The 19,479-nt window shown below is 36.3% G+C and carries 18 protein-coding genes; 15 read left to right on the top strand and 3 right to left on the bottom strand.

The window, feature by feature from the left end; genetic code table 11:
• The first annotated feature begins 24 nt into the window (after nucleotides 1-24).
• From CWR45_RS12535 to CWR45_RS12525, 3 genes are all read left to right on the top strand, one after another.
• Nucleotides 25-501 (top strand): low molecular weight protein-tyrosine-phosphatase, encoded by a 477-nt coding sequence (locus CWR45_RS12535; protein WP_115750218.1) that lies wholly within the window; start codon nucleotides 25-27, stop codon nucleotides 499-501.
• A 15-nt stretch (nucleotides 502-516) separates the two neighbouring features.
• Complete coding sequence (locus CWR45_RS12530; protein ID WP_115750217.1) at nucleotides 517-813, top strand: YtxH domain-containing protein; 297 nt, start codon at nucleotides 517-519, stop codon at nucleotides 811-813.
• 340 nt (nucleotides 814-1,153) lie between these two features.
• Complete coding sequence (locus tag CWR45_RS12525) at nucleotides 1,154-1,972, top strand: YihY/virulence factor BrkB family protein (RefSeq protein WP_115750216.1); 819 nt, start codon at nucleotides 1,154-1,156, stop codon at nucleotides 1,970-1,972.
• A gap of 330 nt (nucleotides 1,973-2,302) precedes the next feature.
• On the opposite strand, the gene CWR45_RS12520 is transcribed toward CWR45_RS12525, so the two are convergent.
• Nucleotides 2,303-4,249, bottom strand: a complete 1,947-nt coding sequence (locus tag CWR45_RS12520) for a heavy metal translocating P-type ATPase (protein ID WP_115750215.1) — start codon at nucleotides 4,247-4,249, stop codon at nucleotides 2,303-2,305.
• Nucleotides 4,250-4,582: 333 nt separating this feature from the next.
• On the opposite strand from CWR45_RS12520, the gene CWR45_RS12515 reads away from it, so the two are divergent.
• Together CWR45_RS12515 and CWR45_RS12510 are read left to right on the top strand one after the other, a co-directional pair.
• Nucleotides 4,583-5,482: a transporter substrate-binding domain-containing protein gene (locus CWR45_RS12515; RefSeq protein WP_115750214.1), complete on the top strand. Its 900-nt coding sequence runs from the start codon at nucleotides 4,583-4,585 to the stop codon at nucleotides 5,480-5,482.
• A 13-nt stretch (nucleotides 5,483-5,495) separates the two neighbouring features.
• A complete protein-coding gene (locus tag CWR45_RS12510; protein WP_115750213.1) occupies nucleotides 5,496-6,179 on the top strand; it encodes an amino acid ABC transporter permease in 684 nt (227 codons plus the stop codon).
• A 56-nt stretch (nucleotides 6,180-6,235) separates the two neighbouring features.
• Here CWR45_RS12510 and CWR45_RS12505 read toward each other — a convergent pair whose 3' ends face one another.
• Nucleotides 6,236-7,390: an MFS transporter gene (locus CWR45_RS12505; protein ID WP_115750212.1), complete on the bottom strand. Its 1,155-nt coding sequence runs from the start codon at nucleotides 7,388-7,390 to the stop codon at nucleotides 6,236-6,238.
• Between the two features lie 183 nt (nucleotides 7,391-7,573).
• Between CWR45_RS12505 and CWR45_RS12500 the strand changes: the two genes are divergently transcribed.
• From CWR45_RS12500 to CWR45_RS12470, 7 genes are all read left to right on the top strand, one after another.
• A complete protein-coding gene (locus tag CWR45_RS12500; RefSeq protein ID WP_115750211.1) occupies nucleotides 7,574-8,377 on the top strand; it encodes a YfkD famly protein in 804 nt (267 codons plus the stop codon).
• 373 nt (nucleotides 8,378-8,750) lie between these two features.
• On the top strand, nucleotides 8,751-10,061 hold the full coding sequence (locus tag CWR45_RS12495) for a Na+/H+ antiporter family protein (protein WP_115750210.1): 1,311 nt from the start codon (nucleotides 8,751-8,753) through the stop codon (nucleotides 10,059-10,061).
• A gap of 53 nt (nucleotides 10,062-10,114) precedes the next feature.
• Complete coding sequence (pdaA, locus tag CWR45_RS12490) at nucleotides 10,115-10,912, top strand: delta-lactam-biosynthetic de-N-acetylase (protein ID WP_115750209.1); 798 nt, start codon at nucleotides 10,115-10,117, stop codon at nucleotides 10,910-10,912.
• Between the two features lie 758 nt (nucleotides 10,913-11,670).
• Nucleotides 11,671-13,803, top strand: a complete 2,133-nt coding sequence (locus tag CWR45_RS12485) for an ATP-dependent Clp protease ATP-binding subunit (protein WP_115750208.1) — start codon at nucleotides 11,671-11,673, stop codon at nucleotides 13,801-13,803.
• A gap of 255 nt (nucleotides 13,804-14,058) precedes the next feature.
• Nucleotides 14,059-14,925, top strand: a complete 867-nt coding sequence (locus tag CWR45_RS12480) for a ComEC/Rec2 family competence protein (RefSeq protein WP_115750207.1) — start codon at nucleotides 14,059-14,061, stop codon at nucleotides 14,923-14,925.
• A gap of 85 nt (nucleotides 14,926-15,010) precedes the next feature.
• Entirely contained in the window at nucleotides 15,011-15,859 is an 849-nt protein-coding gene (locus CWR45_RS12475) for an SPFH domain-containing protein (RefSeq protein WP_115750206.1), read from the top strand.
• 12 nt (nucleotides 15,860-15,871) lie between these two features.
• Nucleotides 15,872-16,048, top strand: a complete 177-nt coding sequence (locus tag CWR45_RS12470; RefSeq protein ID WP_115750205.1) for a type II toxin-antitoxin system antitoxin — start codon at nucleotides 15,872-15,874, stop codon at nucleotides 16,046-16,048.
• 271 nt (nucleotides 16,049-16,319) lie between these two features.
• On the opposite strand, the gene CWR45_RS12465 is transcribed toward CWR45_RS12470, so the two are convergent.
• Complete coding sequence (locus CWR45_RS12465) at nucleotides 16,320-17,195, bottom strand: YsnF/AvaK domain-containing protein (protein ID WP_170138854.1); 876 nt, start codon at nucleotides 17,193-17,195, stop codon at nucleotides 16,320-16,322.
• Between the two features lie 243 nt (nucleotides 17,196-17,438).
• Here CWR45_RS12465 and CWR45_RS12460 point away from each other — a divergent pair, with 243 nt between their 5' ends.
• The 3 genes from CWR45_RS12460 to CWR45_RS12450 are packed head-to-tail and all read left to right on the top strand — an operon-like array spanning nucleotide 17,439 to nucleotide 19,368.
• The gene (locus CWR45_RS12460; protein WP_115750203.1) at nucleotides 17,439-17,816 is read left to right on the top strand and encodes a GntR family transcriptional regulator; all 378 of its coding nucleotides are present in this window, start codon (nucleotides 17,439-17,441) and stop codon (nucleotides 17,814-17,816) included.
• Nucleotides 17,806-18,663: an ABC transporter ATP-binding protein gene (locus tag CWR45_RS12455; RefSeq protein WP_115750202.1), complete on the top strand. Its 858-nt coding sequence runs from the start codon at nucleotides 17,806-17,808 to the stop codon at nucleotides 18,661-18,663. The genes CWR45_RS12460 and CWR45_RS12455 overlap by 11 nt, the downstream gene beginning before the upstream one ends.
• 3 nt (nucleotides 18,664-18,666) lie before the next feature.
• Nucleotides 18,667-19,368, top strand: coding sequence for a hypothetical protein (locus tag CWR45_RS12450; RefSeq protein WP_115750201.1), 702 nt, complete (start codon nucleotides 18,667-18,669; stop codon nucleotides 19,366-19,368).
• Nucleotides 19,369-19,479: the final 111 nt, after the last annotated feature.

Below are 19,479 nucleotides of genomic sequence, written 5' to 3'. Positions count from 1 at the left end.
TATAGATAGAAAGGTGTTATGATAATGATACGTGTACTATTTGTTTGTCTTGGTAATATTTGCAGATCACCAATGGCAGAGGCAATTTTTCGTGATTTGATAATAAAGGGCAATCTAGCGGAAAGGATTGCTGTAGATTCTGGTGGAACTGGTGATTGGCATATCGGCAAAGGACCACATAAGGGTACAAGTCAGTTGTTAGATCGGGAAGGAATTTCCTATGAAGGAATCACTGCTCGTCAAGTAAATGAAAAGGACTGGGATGATTTTAATTATATTATTGCGATGGATGAGCAAAATATAGCAGACCTTCATCTGATTAGGGAGTCACAAGATGATCAGGTTGTAATTGCAAGGCTTATGGACTTTGTCAATCAACCTAAGGAAGAAAATGTTCCAGATCCATACTATACTGGAAATTTCGATTATACGTATCAGTTAGTTTCTGAGGGATGTACTCAGTTGCTTAACTATATAAAAGAAAAACATTCACTTACATAAAGGAGAGATATTAAAATGGGTAGACAAAAATTAATGTTAGGTGTAATTATTGGTGCGGTAGTAGGAGGATTGGCAACTTTAGCAGATAAAGAAACAAGGATTTACGCAAAGACAAAACTCAATGATGCAAAATCAGGAGCAACTTATGTATTGCAAAATCCAGCAGAAGCAGTTCAAAATGTAAGAAATACAGTTGATCAATTGAACCATAGCATTACTAACGGAGCTGAAAGTACAATTAACGCTCTTGAGCAAGTTGAAGGTACTTTAGATAAATTCGTGAATAAAAAAGAAGTTAAAGTCGTAAATTAATAATAAAGATATAAGTGTCTGGTTAGATGAACTTGAACTTTTCCCTAAAGATAAGGAAAGCTTCCATGCCTTATTAAAGGTGTGGGATGGTTCGACAATCGTCTTCGATGGACTTTCACCACTAGGGTATAAGTGCAGCTAAGCCTCATGAGTAACCACTCGTCAAGTCATCTTTTTCGTGACAACAGGTGAGAGAAGACTTGCTGGGAGATAAAGCAGAACAATCTTGTCATGAGAATTGTATTAGTAATTTTTATACTTTCTTATTTGGTACAAATTTAAAGTCGGCATTTCTATATGCCGGCTTTAATTATAGAAAAAACTTCTGGGAGCGGTTTAAGTGAAAAATATCATTGTGATTTGGAAGCAGCTATTCCAGCGGATGGAAGAAGTAGATGTATTTGGGATAGCTGCACAATTAGCATATTTTTTCTTGTTGTCCCTTTTTCCCTTTCTTTTGTTTCTGCTTAATCTTATTGCCTATTTGCCAATTAATGAACAGATGATTATCGATCTTATTGGCTATTACGCTCCAGATGATATCGTAAACTTCATAAATACAAATATTTCTCGGATACTTTATCAGCAAAATGGAGGATTATTATCGATTGGAATTATCGGTACGCTGTGGGCTGCATCAAATGCAGTGCATGCGATTGTAAAGGCATTTAATAAAGCCTATCATATTGATGAAAATCGCTCTTTTATCGTAACGAGGTTAATCGCGATAGTCTTAACGATCGCTATGATAATAGTGATTATTGTCTCCCTGTTGCTTCCTGTATTTGGAAGAGTGCTTGGCGAGCATATCTTCGCCTTTTTTAACTTAACGTCAAGCTTTCTTGCTATTTGGGATACCATTCGCTGGGGAATCTCAACTATTATTTTCTTTATTGTTCTACTTGCACTATATAAGCTAGCGCCAAATATGCCAATGTACATAAAAGATGCTGTTTGGGGAGCAGTCATTAGCACAATATTATGGCAAGCGATTTCCTATGGGTTCTCTTATTATATAAATATAATTGCTGATTACTCGGTGAATTATGGCAGCTTAGGAACTGTTATTGTCCTAATGATTTGGTTCTACTTGTTAGGTATCATCATTATTATTGGTGGGATTATTAATGTAATGGTGAGAGATTATCGATTAAGATAATGCTAGTCTTCACTTACTGTATAAACTGTGGAGATGACTGCTCACGGGCCAGTCGCTGCGGAAATACACTACGCTTTCCGCGGGCGGCTGGTGAGCCTCCCGCAGGAGTCTCCGTGTATTTCCTCCGCTAGGATAATGCTAATATTACCATTAATTAACAGATCTAACTATAACGGATAAGAGATGGTATTTTCACTCACATTGCCGTTGCCCTAAGGTTATGCGAATGTCCGAAGCAGAAATTGACTTTGCGCTTAGTTTAGATCGTATATCTGCTATTCATTACAAGCTATGACTTATTAATGCAATAAACAAATATGAAAAAAGCACTTACTTCAACAACCTTAACCCATTTAAGATAACTAATATTGTACTTCCTTCATGACCAATTACGCCTAAAGGTAAGTCCAATACTTGAAAATAGTTTGTGAGAATTAGGAAGAAAATAACGCTCAATGAGAAGATAACATTTTGTTTGATGATTCGATTCATCCGGCTTGATAATGTAATTGCATCGGTGATTTTTGCCAGATTATTTTTTATCAGTACAACGTCTGCTGTTTCTAATGCGACATCTGTTCCTTCTCCCATTGCAATTCCTACATTTGCACTTGCTAATGCAGGTGCATCATTAATACCATCCCCGACCATTGCAATATTTCCATATTTATTTTTTAAGCTTTTAACATGCTCTACTTTTTCTTGTGGCAGGCAATTGGCAATATACTGGTCAAGTTCAGCTTCCTCTGCGATAGCCTTTGCTGTTAATTCATTATCGCCAGTAAGCATTACCGTATGGATACCATGTTTCTTAAATTTGCTAATCGCATCCTTTGTTGTTTGGCGAATGTTATCCTTCAATGCAAATACGGCTACAATTGTCTCTTCAACTTTAGCAAATACGATTGTATTTCCTTCTGCTGCTAATGAATTGGCAATCCCATTGTGAAAAATCATTGCACTTTCTTTGCCGACGAAATCGGCCTTTCCAATCATCCAGCGTTTGTTATCCACTATTGCAGTAACGCCATTCCCACTTATATTTTTCATATTGATTACGTCAATGTTCTTTTTCTTTCGCTCGCTTAATTTATCAGCGCGATAGTTTGCAATTGCTTGTGCTAATGGGTGAGTGGATTCCATTTCAATTTCCTGAATAATATTCAGAATTTCTTCTGTATTTTGATTCTCATCAAAGTATACTGCGGTTACCTCTGGCTTACCATTAGTCAGGGTTCCTGTTTTATCAAGGGCTATTGCTTTAATATGACTTAGTTTTTCAACATGAACGCCGCCTTTAAATAAAATGCCTTTCTTAGCGCTATTAGAAATTGCTGATAATGTTGCCGGTGTGATTGAAGCGACTAATGCACACGGTGAAGCAACGACAAGTAACACCATTGCCCGGTAAATACTTTCAGACATCGTCCAGCCAAATGCAAGATAGGGGAGAAACATCATAACTGCAACCGTAATTAGAACAATATTTACATACTTGCTCTCAAAATTTTCAATAAATAGCTGTGAAGGGGATTTCTCATCCTGTGCGGTCTGTACGAGTTGAATTATTTTCTGGAATAAGGTTTCACTTGGTTTCGTAGTAATTTTTACTGTAATCGTGCCATCTAGTGCAACTGTACCAGCATAAACTTCATGACTGTTATACTTATTAATCGGCATTGATTCTCCGGTAATTGCACTTTCATCAATGGCGGTCGAACCTTTCATAATGATTCCATCAGCAGGAATTCGTTCTCCAGCGCGAATAATAATTCGATCGTCGATTTTTAAATCGGAAACTGGTGTCCTAATTTCTTGACCATCTTTTAATAGAAAAGCTACTTCTGGTTGAAGCTCCATCAAAGCTGAAATCTCCTTATTGCTTCGATTCATCGTATAGGTTTCTAATGCACCAGAAAGGGCGAAGATGAAGATGAGGATCGCTCCCTCTGTCCAGTATCCAATTGCCACAGATCCAATAGCAGCAAAGATCATGAGCATTTCAACGTTCAGTTTTTTTGATTTAATCGTTTCTGTAATTCCTTCTTTTGCTTTTGCATAACCACCAATTGCGAATGCTAATAGATGCAGTAAAATCCAGGGTGCTGTTGATAAATAGTTACTTAATGACCAAGTAACAAGGATAAGGAATCCGCTGAATAAAGCCGCAATTAATTCCTTATGCTCTTTAAATTTTGATAAGAATGTAAAACCTTGTAATGGGAAGAACCTATTCTGCTTTTTGCCGGATTTCAACAAATGATAATCTACTCCCATGTTCAATTACCTCCTAATTATTGATAATGATATTCATTGTTAATTATAATAATTATAATTTGATATTTAATATTATTATATACTTTACATTTTTTAAGTCAATGTTTATCAATAGGATAGGAATGATAATCATTATTAGTTCAAAATATAATAATGATTATTATTCTCAATTAGACTAAAACGAAGCATATTGCTAATGAAAGATATGCATCTTCAAAGTTGTATTATCTAATAATACTTATCTGAAATAACAGATTTTGGTATCTTGTAAAGGTAATATAAAACTGTTATAGTTCTAATATATATTTTATTAGAACAATAGGAGGGGTCAAGTTGAAGAAAGTTAGTTTATTATTAATTTCACTTGTACTTATTGCAATTCTTAGTGCTTGTGGAAATGCAAGTGAAAGTGAGAAAGAGACAAGCAATTCATCGACTGGAAACGTTGCAAAAGAGAATACTGAAGCTGAAACAGATGAGCGATGGGAGAAGATACAAGAAGCAGGGGAACTTGTAGTTGGAACCTCTGGTACATTAATTGCTGCATCCTATTATGACGATGCAGACGAGTTAACTGGTTATGATGTAGAAGTAATGAAAGAAATAGCAAAGCGTCTTGATTTAGATATTTCATTTGAAATTATGGGAATCGACAGTATGCTGCCAGCTATTCAAAGTGGTAGAATTGATGCAGCTGCTAATAATATTGACATAACTGATAAAAGAAAAGAAGAATTTAATTTCAGCGAGCCGTATAAATATTCTTATACTGTAATGGCTGTTCGTGAATCCGATAATTCAGGAATCGAATCATTAGAAGATTTAGAAGGAAAAAAAGCTGGCGGTGGAGCAACAACAGTTTATAGCCAAATCGCAGAGAAATATGGTGCAGAGGTTGTTACATATGGTAACGCACCGAATGAAGCTTATTTAAGTGATGTAAGTAATGCAAGAACAGATGTAGTAATTAATGATTATTTTCTAACAAAATTCGGTGTTGCAGCATTCCCGGACTTTGACTTGCATTTACATCCTACATTAAAGTTCCATCCAACAGAACAAGCTGTCGTGCTACCAAAAGGTGCTGATAAGCTAACAGATGAGATCAATAAAGTATTAGGGGAAATGCATGAAGATGGCACACTAACAGAATTAGCTATTCAGTTCTACGAAGAGGATGCTTCTAAAGAGTCAGAAGAGGAAGTTGAAGTTATTGAAGGTCTAGAGCTGTAGGAGGAAAATAGTGATGGACTTCAATGGTTTTGATTTTGGTGGCTTATTTGATATTGAATTGGCAATCGAGAGTTTACCTTTTGTTTTAGAAGGTCTACCAATGACATTACTTGTTTCGATAGCAGGAATGGCAATGGCGTTAGTGCTGGGATTGTTCCTTGCATTAGCAAGAAGTTCGAAGTCCTTTCTGCTTAGATGGCCAGCCAGAATATATATTTCCTTCATGCGAGGAACACCGATGCTCGTATTTCTCTTTATTCTTTACTTTGGGTTACCTGTCGTTGGGATTCAGCTCGAAGCAACTACTGCTGCCATATTAGGATTTGGCTTAATTAGTTCAGCCTTTGTTGCGGAGGTTGATCGTTCGGCATTAAATAGTGTGGATAAGGGACAGTGGGAAGCGGCTAAAGTGTTAAATTTTGGATACTGGCAATCATTAAGAAGAATTATCCTGCCCCAAGCGGTAAGAATTGCGCTACCACCGATGACCAATATTTTCATGGATGTCGTGAAAGCGACCTCGCTTGCTGCGGTAATAACCGTACCAGAGCTTTTCCAGAAGACGCAAATTGTAGCTGGAAGAGAGTTTGATGCAATGACAATGTATATATTAGTTGCACTCATATACTGGCCGTTATGTATCGCCATTGGTTGTTTGCAAGAGCAATTAGAAAAACACTATAGTAAGTTTGTATAAGAAAAGGTACTCATTCATTTGAGTACCTTTTTCTGATTATGGAGAGTAGCACTAGTTTAATCCTTTTTTCCTTTAATAAAAATAGCAGCTGCTATCAATAAAATGATAGTAGCAATTAAATAGAAATATGAAGTACTAGGGAAGAGATCAACGAAAATCCCTCCAAGGACTGGTCCACTGATGCTGCCGATACTAAAGGACATGCCAATCATAATATTTCCCGCTGGTAATAATGCGTGTGGCAATAAATCCGTCATATAGGATATACCTAGGGAATAAATTGAACCGACGAGCATTCCTGCTAATATAAAGAAAATGAATAAAGCTGTAACGGATGATTCCAGAAGTCCAGTTGCAGAAAAACAAATGAATCCACCTGAAAGTACGATAATTAACGTTCTTCTTCGACCAATCCTATCACTTAAAGCACCTAGTGGTATTTGAGTAATTAAACTTGCAGCCGCAAAGCAAGGAATAATTAAAGATAGGGTTGCGGTATCATGCCCGATTCGTATCCCATAAATAGGAAAGATACTATGCAATGAAGCCTCTAAAAATCCATAACCAAATGCTGGCAGGAGGGCGACCCAAGCAATTTTTCCAGCTTTTATAAATCTGCCAAAAGTGTTTGATGTATTGACGTTCGTTATTTCTTCGTCTTTTGGAAATTCATTGCGGACGAATAGCATCGAAGACCAGACAAGCATACTAAGTACTGCTGAAGCTAGGAATGGGAGGGTTTCATTAATAGAAAGAAGTCGTGTCATTAATGGACCGAGTGCAAACCCGAGGCTAAAGAACATACCATAAAAGGCAACCTGTCTCCCTCTGTTCTCCTTCGTCGCTGTTGTCGTTATCCATGTTTGCGTACCGAAGTGCAGCAACTGATCACCAATTCCAATAATCATTCGTAAAACAAACCAAAACCACAATGCTTGCCAAAAAGGAAATAATGCTATTGAAATAAAGACTAGGGCACCACCAACTAGTATGACAGGCTTATACCCAAATCTTCGTAGCGGCTTTTCCATAAAAGGAGATGCAATTAAAATTCCGATATAGAGCCCTGTAGCATGTAGTCCATTAATCGATGATGTAATACCGTTCTGCTCCAAGATGATGGCGATTAGTGGCATCAGCATCCCTTGTGAAAAACCAGAAATCATTACGAGTAAAATTAAAATTCTAAATCTATTTTTTGTTGATACCATGTTGTCCCTCACTCTTATGTATATAAGTTCACTTATAAATTTAAGTCTTTTTATCATAAATATCAATGGAATTGATTTGAGTAAATGATCCGTTCAGAGGACGTATAATTTCCCGGATTAATCAAAAACTATAATAGTAAAGCATAGATTTTCCTAGCTACTATAAAAGAGAGGGATCGAATTATGAAAAAATTAAACCATGTTCTCGCCATACTCATGACACTCCTTATTATAATGACATTGCCATTAACAATTTTTGCGGAAGAAAAAGAGAAAACGAAAGTAGATTCGTTCAAAATACCAAGTCATGTATTAAATATATCCAAGGAAAATACTTTTCCTAATTCGTCAGAAGATCAAGAAATAATGGAGCCTAGTGAGGAGGCGCAGGAATTATTAGATGGGATTAAAGTTTCCATCGAAAATCCCGATTTGATTAAACTACTTAATGAAACTTCCATAAAGCCTTCACCAGTAGGAATTGGTTATCGGGGTATGATCTATCTTGGACGTTGGCCATTAAATTACGCCTCCAAGGAGACGACCATAAATTGGGAATATCAACCAATAAATACAAATGAGTTAAATAATCTTGGTGGAAATGTGAATCAGGAAATGAACTATGTTCAACAAACTCAAAAAGAAATAAAGGGTGCGCTAACGAATAAGGTTTCTAATCCAGAGGAAGTTAAGAAAATGATGCTCTTAAAGTCATCGGAAAAAACAAAATTGCCACTTGCATATACTAGTACGATTGGCAGCAATACAAAGAAGAACAATAAATACGTCGTCCCAGTGAATAAATATGGTTATCTACATTCATTCGCACCAGCGGTAAATGAAAAAGGGCAGGTTACTTTTGGTGAAGTTTATATTGAATTAAAAGGTACGAAAAAACGTCTTGTCATTAAGAATGTAACAAAGCAAGGAATTGGTGCATGGATTCCAATTCAAGATTACGTATCATTTTCATACCTAATAAAGTAAAATACAGAACTCTGTAATTTGATTACAGAGTTTATTTTGTTTAATGGGGGATAATTTTCTGTTCATGTGGCGATGATTATTTTTTTGTCTGAAAGAAATATTCTCCTAGTGAGATACTATAGGACATGCTGGAATATATTACCTCCTGGCGAATCCCTAACTATATCATCTTCTAATATCCTCACCTTTCCAGGCCCAAATCTTATTTTAAAAAAAGAACTTGAAAAAAATACTTCATTGCTTTATTATAGTAAAGTATTAAAGTTATCATTTTTGGTAGTTAAGAAAGTATAAAGTACCTCTTACTACAAAATTGCAACTAAGGCTTAGGGAAGCCTTAGTTTACTAAACAGCATGAAAGGGGAAGCATGGAATGGAATGGGTTGTTGTAGTTTCCGTTTTAGTAATGATTATACTTAGTTTACTTCGCGTAAACGTTATAATAGCAATTATTGCTGCAGCAATAGTTGCAGGTTTAATGTCAGGTTTATCAATCACAGAATCAATTGAAATGCTCGTTAGTGGAATGGGAGGTTCAGCTAATACAGCGCTGAGCTACATTTTATTAGGCGCATTCGCAGTTGCAATTAGTTATACAGGTATCATGACGATGTTAGTTAAATATTTGATTCGCGTCTTAACAGGGAAGAAAACGATGCTGCTACTCGTTATCGCAGGTGTTGCTTGCTTATCGCAAAACCTTGTGCCAATCCACATTGCATTTATTCCAATTTTAATTCCGCCATTATTAAAATTATTTGATAGAATGCGTATTGATCGTCGCGCAGTGGCAGTTGCACTAACTTTTGGCTTGAAGACGCCATACATTATGATTCCAGCAGGTTTTGGACTTATATTTTATGGAATTATTAAGGAAGGAATGGAAAGTAGTGGGGTAGCAATAACGATAGGAGAGATCACGAAGGCAATGTTTATTCCCGGCCTTGGGATGATCTTCGGTCTACTAGTTGCTATTTTTATCACTTATCGTAAGGAGCGCGATGCAATACCTGGCGCTGGTGGAGCAGTACCGACCAATATTAAAGAGGAAGATATAGAAGTTACTTTTAATAAGAAGCATTTATTCACGCTCTTCGCCATTCTTGGTTCCTTTATTGTTCAAATCATCACTGATAATCTAATTGCTGGTGCATTAACTGGTTTACTATTGCTATTCATATTGCTCGTCATTCCATTCCGTAAAGGGGATCAAGTGATGACAGAGGGAATCGGAATGATGGGGACCATTGCATTTGTTATGCTAGTCGCATCAGGTTATGGTATGATTTTGCAAGAAACTGGCGCTGTAACAGCACTTGTTGACGTATCGTCCGGCATTCTAGGTGACAATCAAGCCCTTATAGCTTTTATTCTATTATTAGTTGGGTTGCTTGTAACGCTTGGAATTGGCTCATCATTTGGAACGGTGCCAATTATTGCAGCGCTTTATGTGCCTATCTGTGCGGCGGCAGGTTTTTCGCCATTAGCAATTGCTGCCCTTATCGGTACTGCTGGAGCACTCGGAGATGCGGGTTCACCTGCGTCAGATAGTACACTTGGACCAACAGCAGGATTAAACGCTGACGGGAAGCATAACCATATTTGGGATACATGTGTCCCAACCTTTATTCATTATAATATTCCGTTGTTTATCTTTGGCTGGGTTGCAGCATTAATTTTATAGCATAATTTCGATTAAGATAGGACAAGGTAAGAAGAAAATATAGGTGGGTTGTTATGGGTAGAAAAAATAGTACACCGTTTATTTATCTTCTTATCTTCAGTCTTATTTTCCTTAGTCCTGTTCAAGTAGCGGCAGGTGGATTTGGCTGGGGATATATGAAAAATAACGAACATAAAATACCTGAAGTCGGTAAGTATCAAGAAATGCTAGCAAAATATGGAGCATATTTTGTGGATCATTCTGGAGAAAAGGATGTTTATCTAACCTTTGATAATGGGTATGAGAATGGATTTACTTCAGACATTTTAGATGTATTGAAAAAGGAATCTGTACCTGCAACGTTTTTTGTAACAGGACATTATGTAAAGAGTGAGCCGGATCTAGTTAAGCGAATGGTCAATGAAGGACATATAATAGGAAACCATTCGTATCACCATCCAGATCTCACGATTTTATCCAAAGATGCAATGAAAAAGGAACTAGAAACATTAGAAGAAGCTGTTTCCAACGTCTCCAAGCAAAAAGAAATAAAATTTCTCAGGCCGCCAAGAGGGACCTTTAGTGAACAAACGTTGCAATGGGCAAATGAGCTAGGGCTAATTCATGTTTTTTGGTCACTAGCATTTAATGACTGGAATGTAAAGGGACAAAAGGGCGCTCAATATGCATATGATCAGGTTATGGCACAGATCCACCCAGGTGCGATTATCCTTTTACACGCCATTTCTTCTGATAATGCTGCAGCGCTTGAGCAAATTATTCAAGAACTGAAGAAGCAAGGGTACACCTTTAAAAGCCTAGATGATCTACTATTCAAGGATCTTCTGCCAAAAGGGATTTATAATAATTAAATAAAAAATAGAGGCAGACTCGTATAGATAACTGAGTCTGCCTCTATTTTTTATTGAAAGGATAGTTATTAGAAGTTAATATAAACTGTTAACTAATAAAAATAATTTGAGATCTGGATAGTTGTTGCTACGCAAAGTCTTTATTTCTTCGCTAAATAAACGACAATAATTATTGGGTAAGTAGTTCTGATTTATTGATTCAGTCCTATCCCCAGCGGAAGAAATACAAGAAGACTCCTCGAAAATAAAGGTCTATTTTCTTCGTGCGATGTAACGCTGCCGAAGCTTTCCTTGTCCTGCGGGAAGAAGAGCCTAGGTGAGACTACGAAGTGCGTTAGCACGAGAAGGCTCACCAGCTCCCCGCGGAAAGCGAAGTGTATTTCTGGAGTTATTGTCCGAGAGCCCTTGTCACACTACACTAGTTCGACTATGTTTATAAAACACTAATTACGACCCTCATAAACACTTCTCAAAAATCAAAAAAGTGAATCAAAACACTTGAAAGTCAAAGAAGGTCAAGTTATAATATGTTCATAAGGTCAAAGATAGTCAAATTCAATAATTGACATCTGACTTTATAGTTCTTGATTCACTTGCTCAAAGATTACTATTCATTAATATAAGGAAATCAAAAAAATAAACAAAATACTTGAAAGTCAAAAAAGGTCAGAGTATAATGGATTTATAAGGTCAAAGATAGTCAAAGTCAAATATTAAAAACTTAACTTTAAATATATTTTTTCTAGGAGGAATGGAATATGCTATGTCAAAAATGTGGTGTCAATGAAGCCAACATTAACGCAGCAATGATGATGAATAATCAAAAAATGGAAATACACCTTTGTAATGATTGTTTCCGTGAACTCCAAGGTCAAATGATGAATTCAACTAGTTTCCCATTCGGTTTTGCTAATGATGCTTCGGATTTCTTTGCTCAAGGTAATGGAAATGGAGATGCTAAAGTGGGAGCAAAAACAAAGCAAAAACAAACTGCCAATAGAAATAGTTTACTTGATCAATTAGGAAGTAACCTTACCAATGGAGCAAGAGCTGGTAAAATTGATCCTGTAATTGGACGTGACAATGAAATTAAACGTGTAATCGAAACTTTAAATAGAAGAAACAAGAATAACCCAGTTCTAATTGGTGAACCTGGTGTTGGTAAAACAGCGATAGCTGAAGGACTTGCATTGAAGATTGTCGAAGGTAATGTGCCAACGAAACTACTGAATAAAGAAGTATATCTACTAGATGTTGCATCACTAGTTGCAAATACTGGTATTCGCGGACAATTCGAAGAACGCATGAAAAAATTAATTGATGAACTTAAATCACGTGATGATGTCATCCTATTTATTGATGAAATCCACTTGATTGTTGGAGCTGGAACAGCAGAAGGTTCACAAATGGATGCGGGAAATATATTAAAACCAGCGTTAGCACGTGGTGATTTACAATTAATTGGTGCAACAACATTAAAAGAATATCGTCAAATTGAAAAAGATGCTGCACTCGAAAGACGTTTACAACCAATAACGGTAAATGAGCCTACTCAAGAAGACACAGTGAAAATCTTGAATGGAATTAAAGACCGATATGAAAAATACCATGAGGTTCACTATTCAGATGAAGTGATCCAAGCATTCGTTAATTTGTCTAGCCGCTATATCCAAGATCGATTCTTACCAGATAAAGCCATTGATTTAATGGATGAGGTTGGTTCAAGATTAAATTTAAAAAATTCGTCTGTAGATTCTTCTTCAATTAAGCAGCGACTTGATGAGATTACAAAGGAAAAACATCAAGCAGCTGAGAAAGAAGATTATGAACGTGCAGCGAACTTGAGATATCAAGAAATTCAGCTACAAAAACAATTAGAAAAAGCATCAGATGATGAAAAAGTAATTGAAGTTGATGTCAGTGACATTCAATTGATTGTAGAAGAAAAAACAGGTATCCCTGTAACGAAAATGCAAGCAGATGAACAAGAAAAAATGAAAAACCTTGCGCAAGCATTAAGTGAAAAGGTTATTGGACAAGATGAGGCTGTAAATAAAGTAGCAAAAGCAGTCCGACGCAGTCGTGCAGGCTTGAAATCTAAAAATCGTCCAATCGGTACCTTCTTATTTGTAGGTCCAACTGGTGTTGGTAAGACGGAATTAACGAAAGTACTTGCTGATGAATTATTCGGTTCCCGTGATTCAATCATTCGTCTTGATATGAGTGAATATATGGAACAACATTCGGTGTCTAAACTTATTGGTTCACCTCCAGGCTATGTAGGACATGAAGAAGCAGGTCAATTAACTGAACGTGTTCGACGTAATCCATATTCCATTATTTTATTGGATGAGGTTGAAAAGGCACACCCAGACGTGTTGAATACCTTCTTACAAATTATGGAGGATGGACATTTAACAGATTCACAAGGACGTAAAGTTAGCTTTAAGGAAACGGTTATTATTATGACAAGTAATGCAGGTACAGGTGATAAACAAATTAGCGTTGGATTTAATCAAGGAAAACACGAATCTGTATCGACATTAGAAAGATTAAGTGCATACTTTAAACCTGAATTCCTAAATCGTTTTGATACAATCGTTAACTTCAATCAATTATCTGAAGAAAACTTGTTGAAGATTGTTGACCTTATGCTAGTTGAATTACAAGATAGACTTGAAGAGAATGATACGACCATTATGATTACAGACGAAGCAAAACAAGCATTAGTAAGAAGCGGTTATGATGAACGCTTCGGTGCAAGACCATTGCGACGTGTAATTCAAGATAAAATTGAAGATCAATTAACTGATTTAATTTTGGAACATGACAAAGTTGAAAAAGTTAATGTTGAAGTAGTCGACGACGAAATAGTTGTGAAAATGGTATAGTATTTGATAGAAAACCCCGCTGATAATATTCAGCGGGGTTTTTCTTAGTTAAGAAAGAATAAGAACTGGCTTAACGAATAAGTGCAACTTAAGATGTCATCGAAGGGCTTGGTGACAGCCACTTTTTTTAATATACATGGAGTCGCCTCGCACATTGAATATTCTTCTTGCCTTCTTTTTAACTTCGTTAGGATAAATTAAATCTCCTCGTGAAAAGCTAATATCGAACGTCATTTTAATTAAAGGATGGCTCCGATGAAAAATAAGATTACACTCATGCTACTATTACCTATTAGTTTTATTATTTTCTATCCGTCACATCAGTTATGTAGTGACAGCTTGTCAGAAATGCAAGTTCACTTTATCGATGTTGGCCAAGGCGACAGCATTCTAATCCAGACCCCAACAGAAAAAACGATTCTGATTGATGGCGGTCCACCTAAAGCAGGGAAAAAGGTTGTTGCCTATTTAAATAAACTAGGAATCAATAACATTGATCTGCTTATCGCTACCCATCCAGATGTCGATCATATTGGTGGGCTTAAAGAAGTCATGAAAGCAGTGAAAGTTAAACAAATACTAGATTCTGGTAAATTGCACTTCACTAATACTTACGCAAATTACGCATTGGAGATTCGTAAACAAGGGATACCAACAAAAGTCGCAAAGACAAATGATCGAATTCAGTTGGACCCAGAGTTACGGATAAAGGTTTTAAATTCAAATGGAAAAAACAAAAACAATAATCAATCGTCACTTGTCCTGAAAATCAGCTTTAAGAAAATGGATTTTTTACTAATGGGTGATGTAGAAATGGAGCAGGAGAAGAACTTATTAGAAAATCATAACCTTGAAGCTGAAATAATTAAAATTGCCCATCACGGATCAGATACGAGTAGTGCATTCCGTTTTCTGAATGAAGTAAATCCACAGATTGCCATACTTACATATCGAATCGGCAATGACTATGGACATCCAGTTAAAAGGGTTATTAACAATTTAGATCGGATCGATGCGCAGATTTATTCGACTGGAGTATTTGGTAGCTTGAGAATTATTACAAACGGAGAAAATTATATGATTATACCTGAAAAAAGTCCGATTGAAAACATAGCAAAGTAATCCTCCTTCAAAATTTACAATATGATTCCAAAGTGATATCATTATAGTATCAAATAGAGTTCATAATAAGTGAGGGGGATGTTTTATGATTCAGGAGAGAAAAGCTTGGTCATTGAATGGAATGTTAGGTATTTTAATCATTGCAATCCTTTTAGCAGCTACTGTATTCAGTTTTATTGGGCAGCAATTTATTATCGGCGGAATCTTATTAGTTGTGGTAATCACATTAGGAAGTGGTATTACAATTGTACAGCCTAATCAGTCGGTAGTCGTAATATTTCTAGGGAAATATATGGGAACAATCCGACATGAAGGGATTGTTGTGACTGTCCCATTTTCATTAAGAAGAACGATATCGCTTCGCGTTCGAAATTTTAATAGCAATAAGATGAAGGTAAATGATGTCAATGGAAATCCAATTGAAATCGCTGCTGTCATTGTTTTTAAAGTAATTGACTCGGCTAAAGCGGTATTTGATGTGGATCAATACGAGAAATTCGTTGAAATTCAAAGTGAAACGGCAATCAGAACGGTTGCAACGAAGTATCCTTACGATTCTTTTGGAGAAGAGCAGCTTACATTACGTGGAAATGCTGAAGAAGTTTCGAATGAATTAACGGTGGAATTGCAGGAACGATTGAAGGTTGCGGGTGTTGAAGTAATTGAAGCGAGATTAACCCATTTAGCTTATTCGACTGAAATTGCTCAAGCAATGTTACAACGCCAACAAGCAAGTGCGATAATTTCTGCAAGAAAGCAAATCGTTGATGGGGCAGTTGGTATGGTACAGGATGCGATTGAACGAATTGAGAAAGATGGAATTGTTGAGTTAGACGACGAACGTAAGGTTTCCATGATTAATAATCTACTTGTTTCTATTGTATCGGAGAAGGGAACACAACCAGTGGTAAATACTGGAACACTATATCAATAAAAGAGGGTTTTTATGGCTAAGAAAAAGAATTTTCCATTGCGTATAGACCCGAAGCTATATGATATCTTAGAGTCATGGGCAAAGGATGAATTTCGAAGCGTAAATAGTCACTTGGAGTTCTTATTAAGGGAGTCGATCAAAAAGGCTGGGCGACTGCCGAAAAACGAACCTAAGAAAACAGAAGAATAAGGTTCTGTACACTTTATTGTGTGCGGGACTTATTTCTTGTGAATATAATTATTTTTACATGTTTGGCTCGTCTAGTTTCCCCCTCTAGACGAGTCGAATCTGGAAAAATGGAAAAGCCCTGAGACATGATCCCGAGGCTAGATTAAACCAGTTTATTAAATTTATCACGTATGTAACAGGCAGTAAATCCCTCACCAAAGCTTTCGGAAAGGGATCAAACTGTCTGTTAAAATCTAATCTTCAACTACCACCGACTGAATGATGCTTCGCTTTATCTTTCCAACTTATCTGTGCCCGTCCGATATTTTTTGTCCTTACCAATTTTATCTTCAAGATCGATTCCGTATTCATCTGTTACGTCAACAAGCTCTTTCTTTACAGTATCTGCGACATGCTCAGTGTCAAGGTTTTTTGATTTATCAATCACAATTTCTTCTTTGACGACAGGCTTCTTCTTCACTTCAATTTCTTCTTCTACTATTGGAACACGGATTGATTCGTCATCCCCAATAGGCTTAGCTGATTCTTCATAATCTGTAACAGTTCTGCGTTCAACATGGACCTCATTTTTTTCAACAGGAACTTGGACATTCTGCAAATCTTCAGTTACCGTTTTATCAATATGAACCTCACCGCTCTGAACTTTATTTTTGTTGATTTGAAGTTCCTCTTCACGACGTTTCACTTTTTCAGTTTCTGAGTAAAGATCATTATTTCCGACCAATTCATCTTCAGGTGCTACATTGAATCCAGAAGCAGATAGCCCACTATCGGGTGTATCCGGGATAAAGCCTGTCCTCGTATCATCATCAACAATTACTAAGATATTCCCAGAAATTAAATCGTCCTGATATGCCGCTGCATCAGAGGACGATACGCCAAGATTTGTTAGTTGTTCATATGGATTTGCATCCGTAGTCTCATCTGTAAAGAATTTCTTAATGCTTTCCCAGAAAGATTCATCTTCTGCAGTATTTCCTCCTACTTTTACATCTACATCTGTATTGTTTTCAATTCTGTCGATATCTACACTGTGATTTGTAAGAATTGTAAGGTCTTCTGCCAGCATTCCGTTCTCTTTGAAATTGTTTACTGCTGCAATAGCTCCGGTTTCTGTACTATAACTTCCAATAATTTGTTTAGCCATTAAAAATACCTCCTTAACGGTTATGATGGTTATATTCCCATTAACACTTCTTCTAAACACGTAAGGATTGCTAGTGCGTCTAGTAAAAGAACCCATTTTAATGATTCATAAGCCAATCAGACAATTGGCATAAGCAACTGCAATTAACGTTACCAAAATATTTTTAATAAAAGATTGACAATTTAGATATGTTGTTATATGGTTAGTTACATAAGTAATTAACCATATAAGGAATGAACTAAAATGAAAAATTCATTAGATGAAAGCAAACCAATTTTCCTGCAAATTAAAGAGCAGCTAGAAGATTCCATTATCAATGGAACAATTAAAGCAGGAGAACGTGTACCATCGACGAATGAATTTGCTGCTTACTATAAGATCAACCCAGCTACTGCAGCAAAAGGAATTAATGAGCTTGTCGCGGAAGAGATTCTTTTTAAAAGAAGAGGTGTTGGCATGTTTGTAACAGATGATGCAAAGCAATTATTGATTGAAAGCAGGAAGAAAACGTTTTATGAAAACTATATGCTGCCATTAAAAAGTGAGGCCAATAAGTTACAAATTAGTCTAGAGGAACTCATGGACATGGTGAAAAGAGAGGATGAGTTTAATGAAAATTGAAGTTAAAGGTCTAAGTAAGAAATATGGAAATAAGCTTGCATTAAATAATATTTCATTTGCACTGGATGATCCAAAAATATATGGATTGCTTGGCAGGAATGGCGCTGGGAAAACGACTTTTATGGATATATTATCCGGGCATATCACAGCAAGCAGTGGAGAGATATTAATTGATGGAGAGGATCCATTCGATAATCAGCGCTTAACCGAATCGATATGCTTAATTAAAGAAGGGCAGAATTTTAAAAAGGATTTAAAAGTAAAGAATGTGCTTAAGATTTATTCCTTCTTTTACCCAAATTGGGATCAAGTGCTTGCGGATAGCTTAATTAAAGAATATAATCTTGATCCTAATTCAAAGGTCAAGACGCTTTCGAAGGGGATGGAATCGGCACTAGGAATTACAGTTGGCTTAGCAAGTAAGGCACCAATTACAATTTTTGATGAACCATATATTGGTCTCGATGCACCATCGAGAAAGAGATTCTATGAAATTATGCTTGAAGAATATCAGGAAGAACCGCGAATGATTATCTTCTCAACACATTTAATTGATGAAGTGAGCTTATTGTTTGAAGAGGTTCTGATTCTGCGGGAAGGAACCTTAGTTTTACAGGAGGAATCAGATATCCTTCGTAGTAACACAATTGCAGTTTCAGGAACGATTGATGAAGTTGAAGCATTCATCTCAGGTAAAGAAGTAATTGAGAAAAAGCAGCTTGCTGGCATGATGACGGCTTATGTTTATTGCACTGTCGAGGAAGCAAAAATGCATGGATTAAAAGTAGAAGGTGTACCTATTCAAGAGTTAATGATTTATTTAACGGAAAGAAAGAAGGGGGCATAAATAATGGTAAAACAAATAAATGGGTTACTATACTTTTTTATTACGGATATACGTTATTCGCTGACAATCTTTTGGACGATATTACTAAGTTGTTTAGTCGCTATATTAACAATTTCCTATTTTTTACTTGGTACTGGAGATACCATATTCTATTTTGGCATATCAGTCGGTATTTATATTTTTGCGGGTATTTCAGGATTCTTGATGGTAAAAGAGAATGTTCCGTCTTCACTAAAATTAGGAGCGACTCGAAAGAATATTTTTATTAGTTTTGGTTTGTTTTTCTTTGGCCTAGCGCTTGCTAAAGCAATACTAGCAAATACATTACAATCGATTATCGTCAAGTTTGTTAATGTGACAGAAATTTATTCGATTAATTTCTTTCATCCTGCTCAATTATTAGGAGATACATGGTTGAATCGTGTTGTCATTGATACGTCCATTCTATTTTTCTCATTCTCACTCTTGTTTGTCATTGGATTACTATTTTATAAATACGGATTATTAGGTGGGGGAATTGTAGTTGGCGGGCTAGTTGTAGTCTTACTTCTAGGACTTGCACAGGGATGGATTATCGACTTTGTTGTCGAATTATTCACAGATATTGAATTAACATTCTTCTATCAATTACTTGGTGTAGGGATAGTAGTATATTGTCTTTCCTTCCTATTTTTAAGAAGAATAACAACGTTAAAGGCTAAATAAAGAAGAAAGACTGGATTCTATTTAAGAGGATGGTGCTTACCCCTATAAGTTAGAGTTTTTATTATGCAGCTGATTGGGTTGATTGAGTTCGGTAATCGACTGGACTTAATC

The organism is Oceanobacillus chungangensis, from assembly GCF_003369565.1.
Lineage (GTDB): Bacteria > Bacillota > Bacilli > Bacillales > Amphibacillaceae > Oceanobacillus > Oceanobacillus chungangensis.
This window is presented reverse-complemented; position numbering and strand designations above follow the sequence as displayed.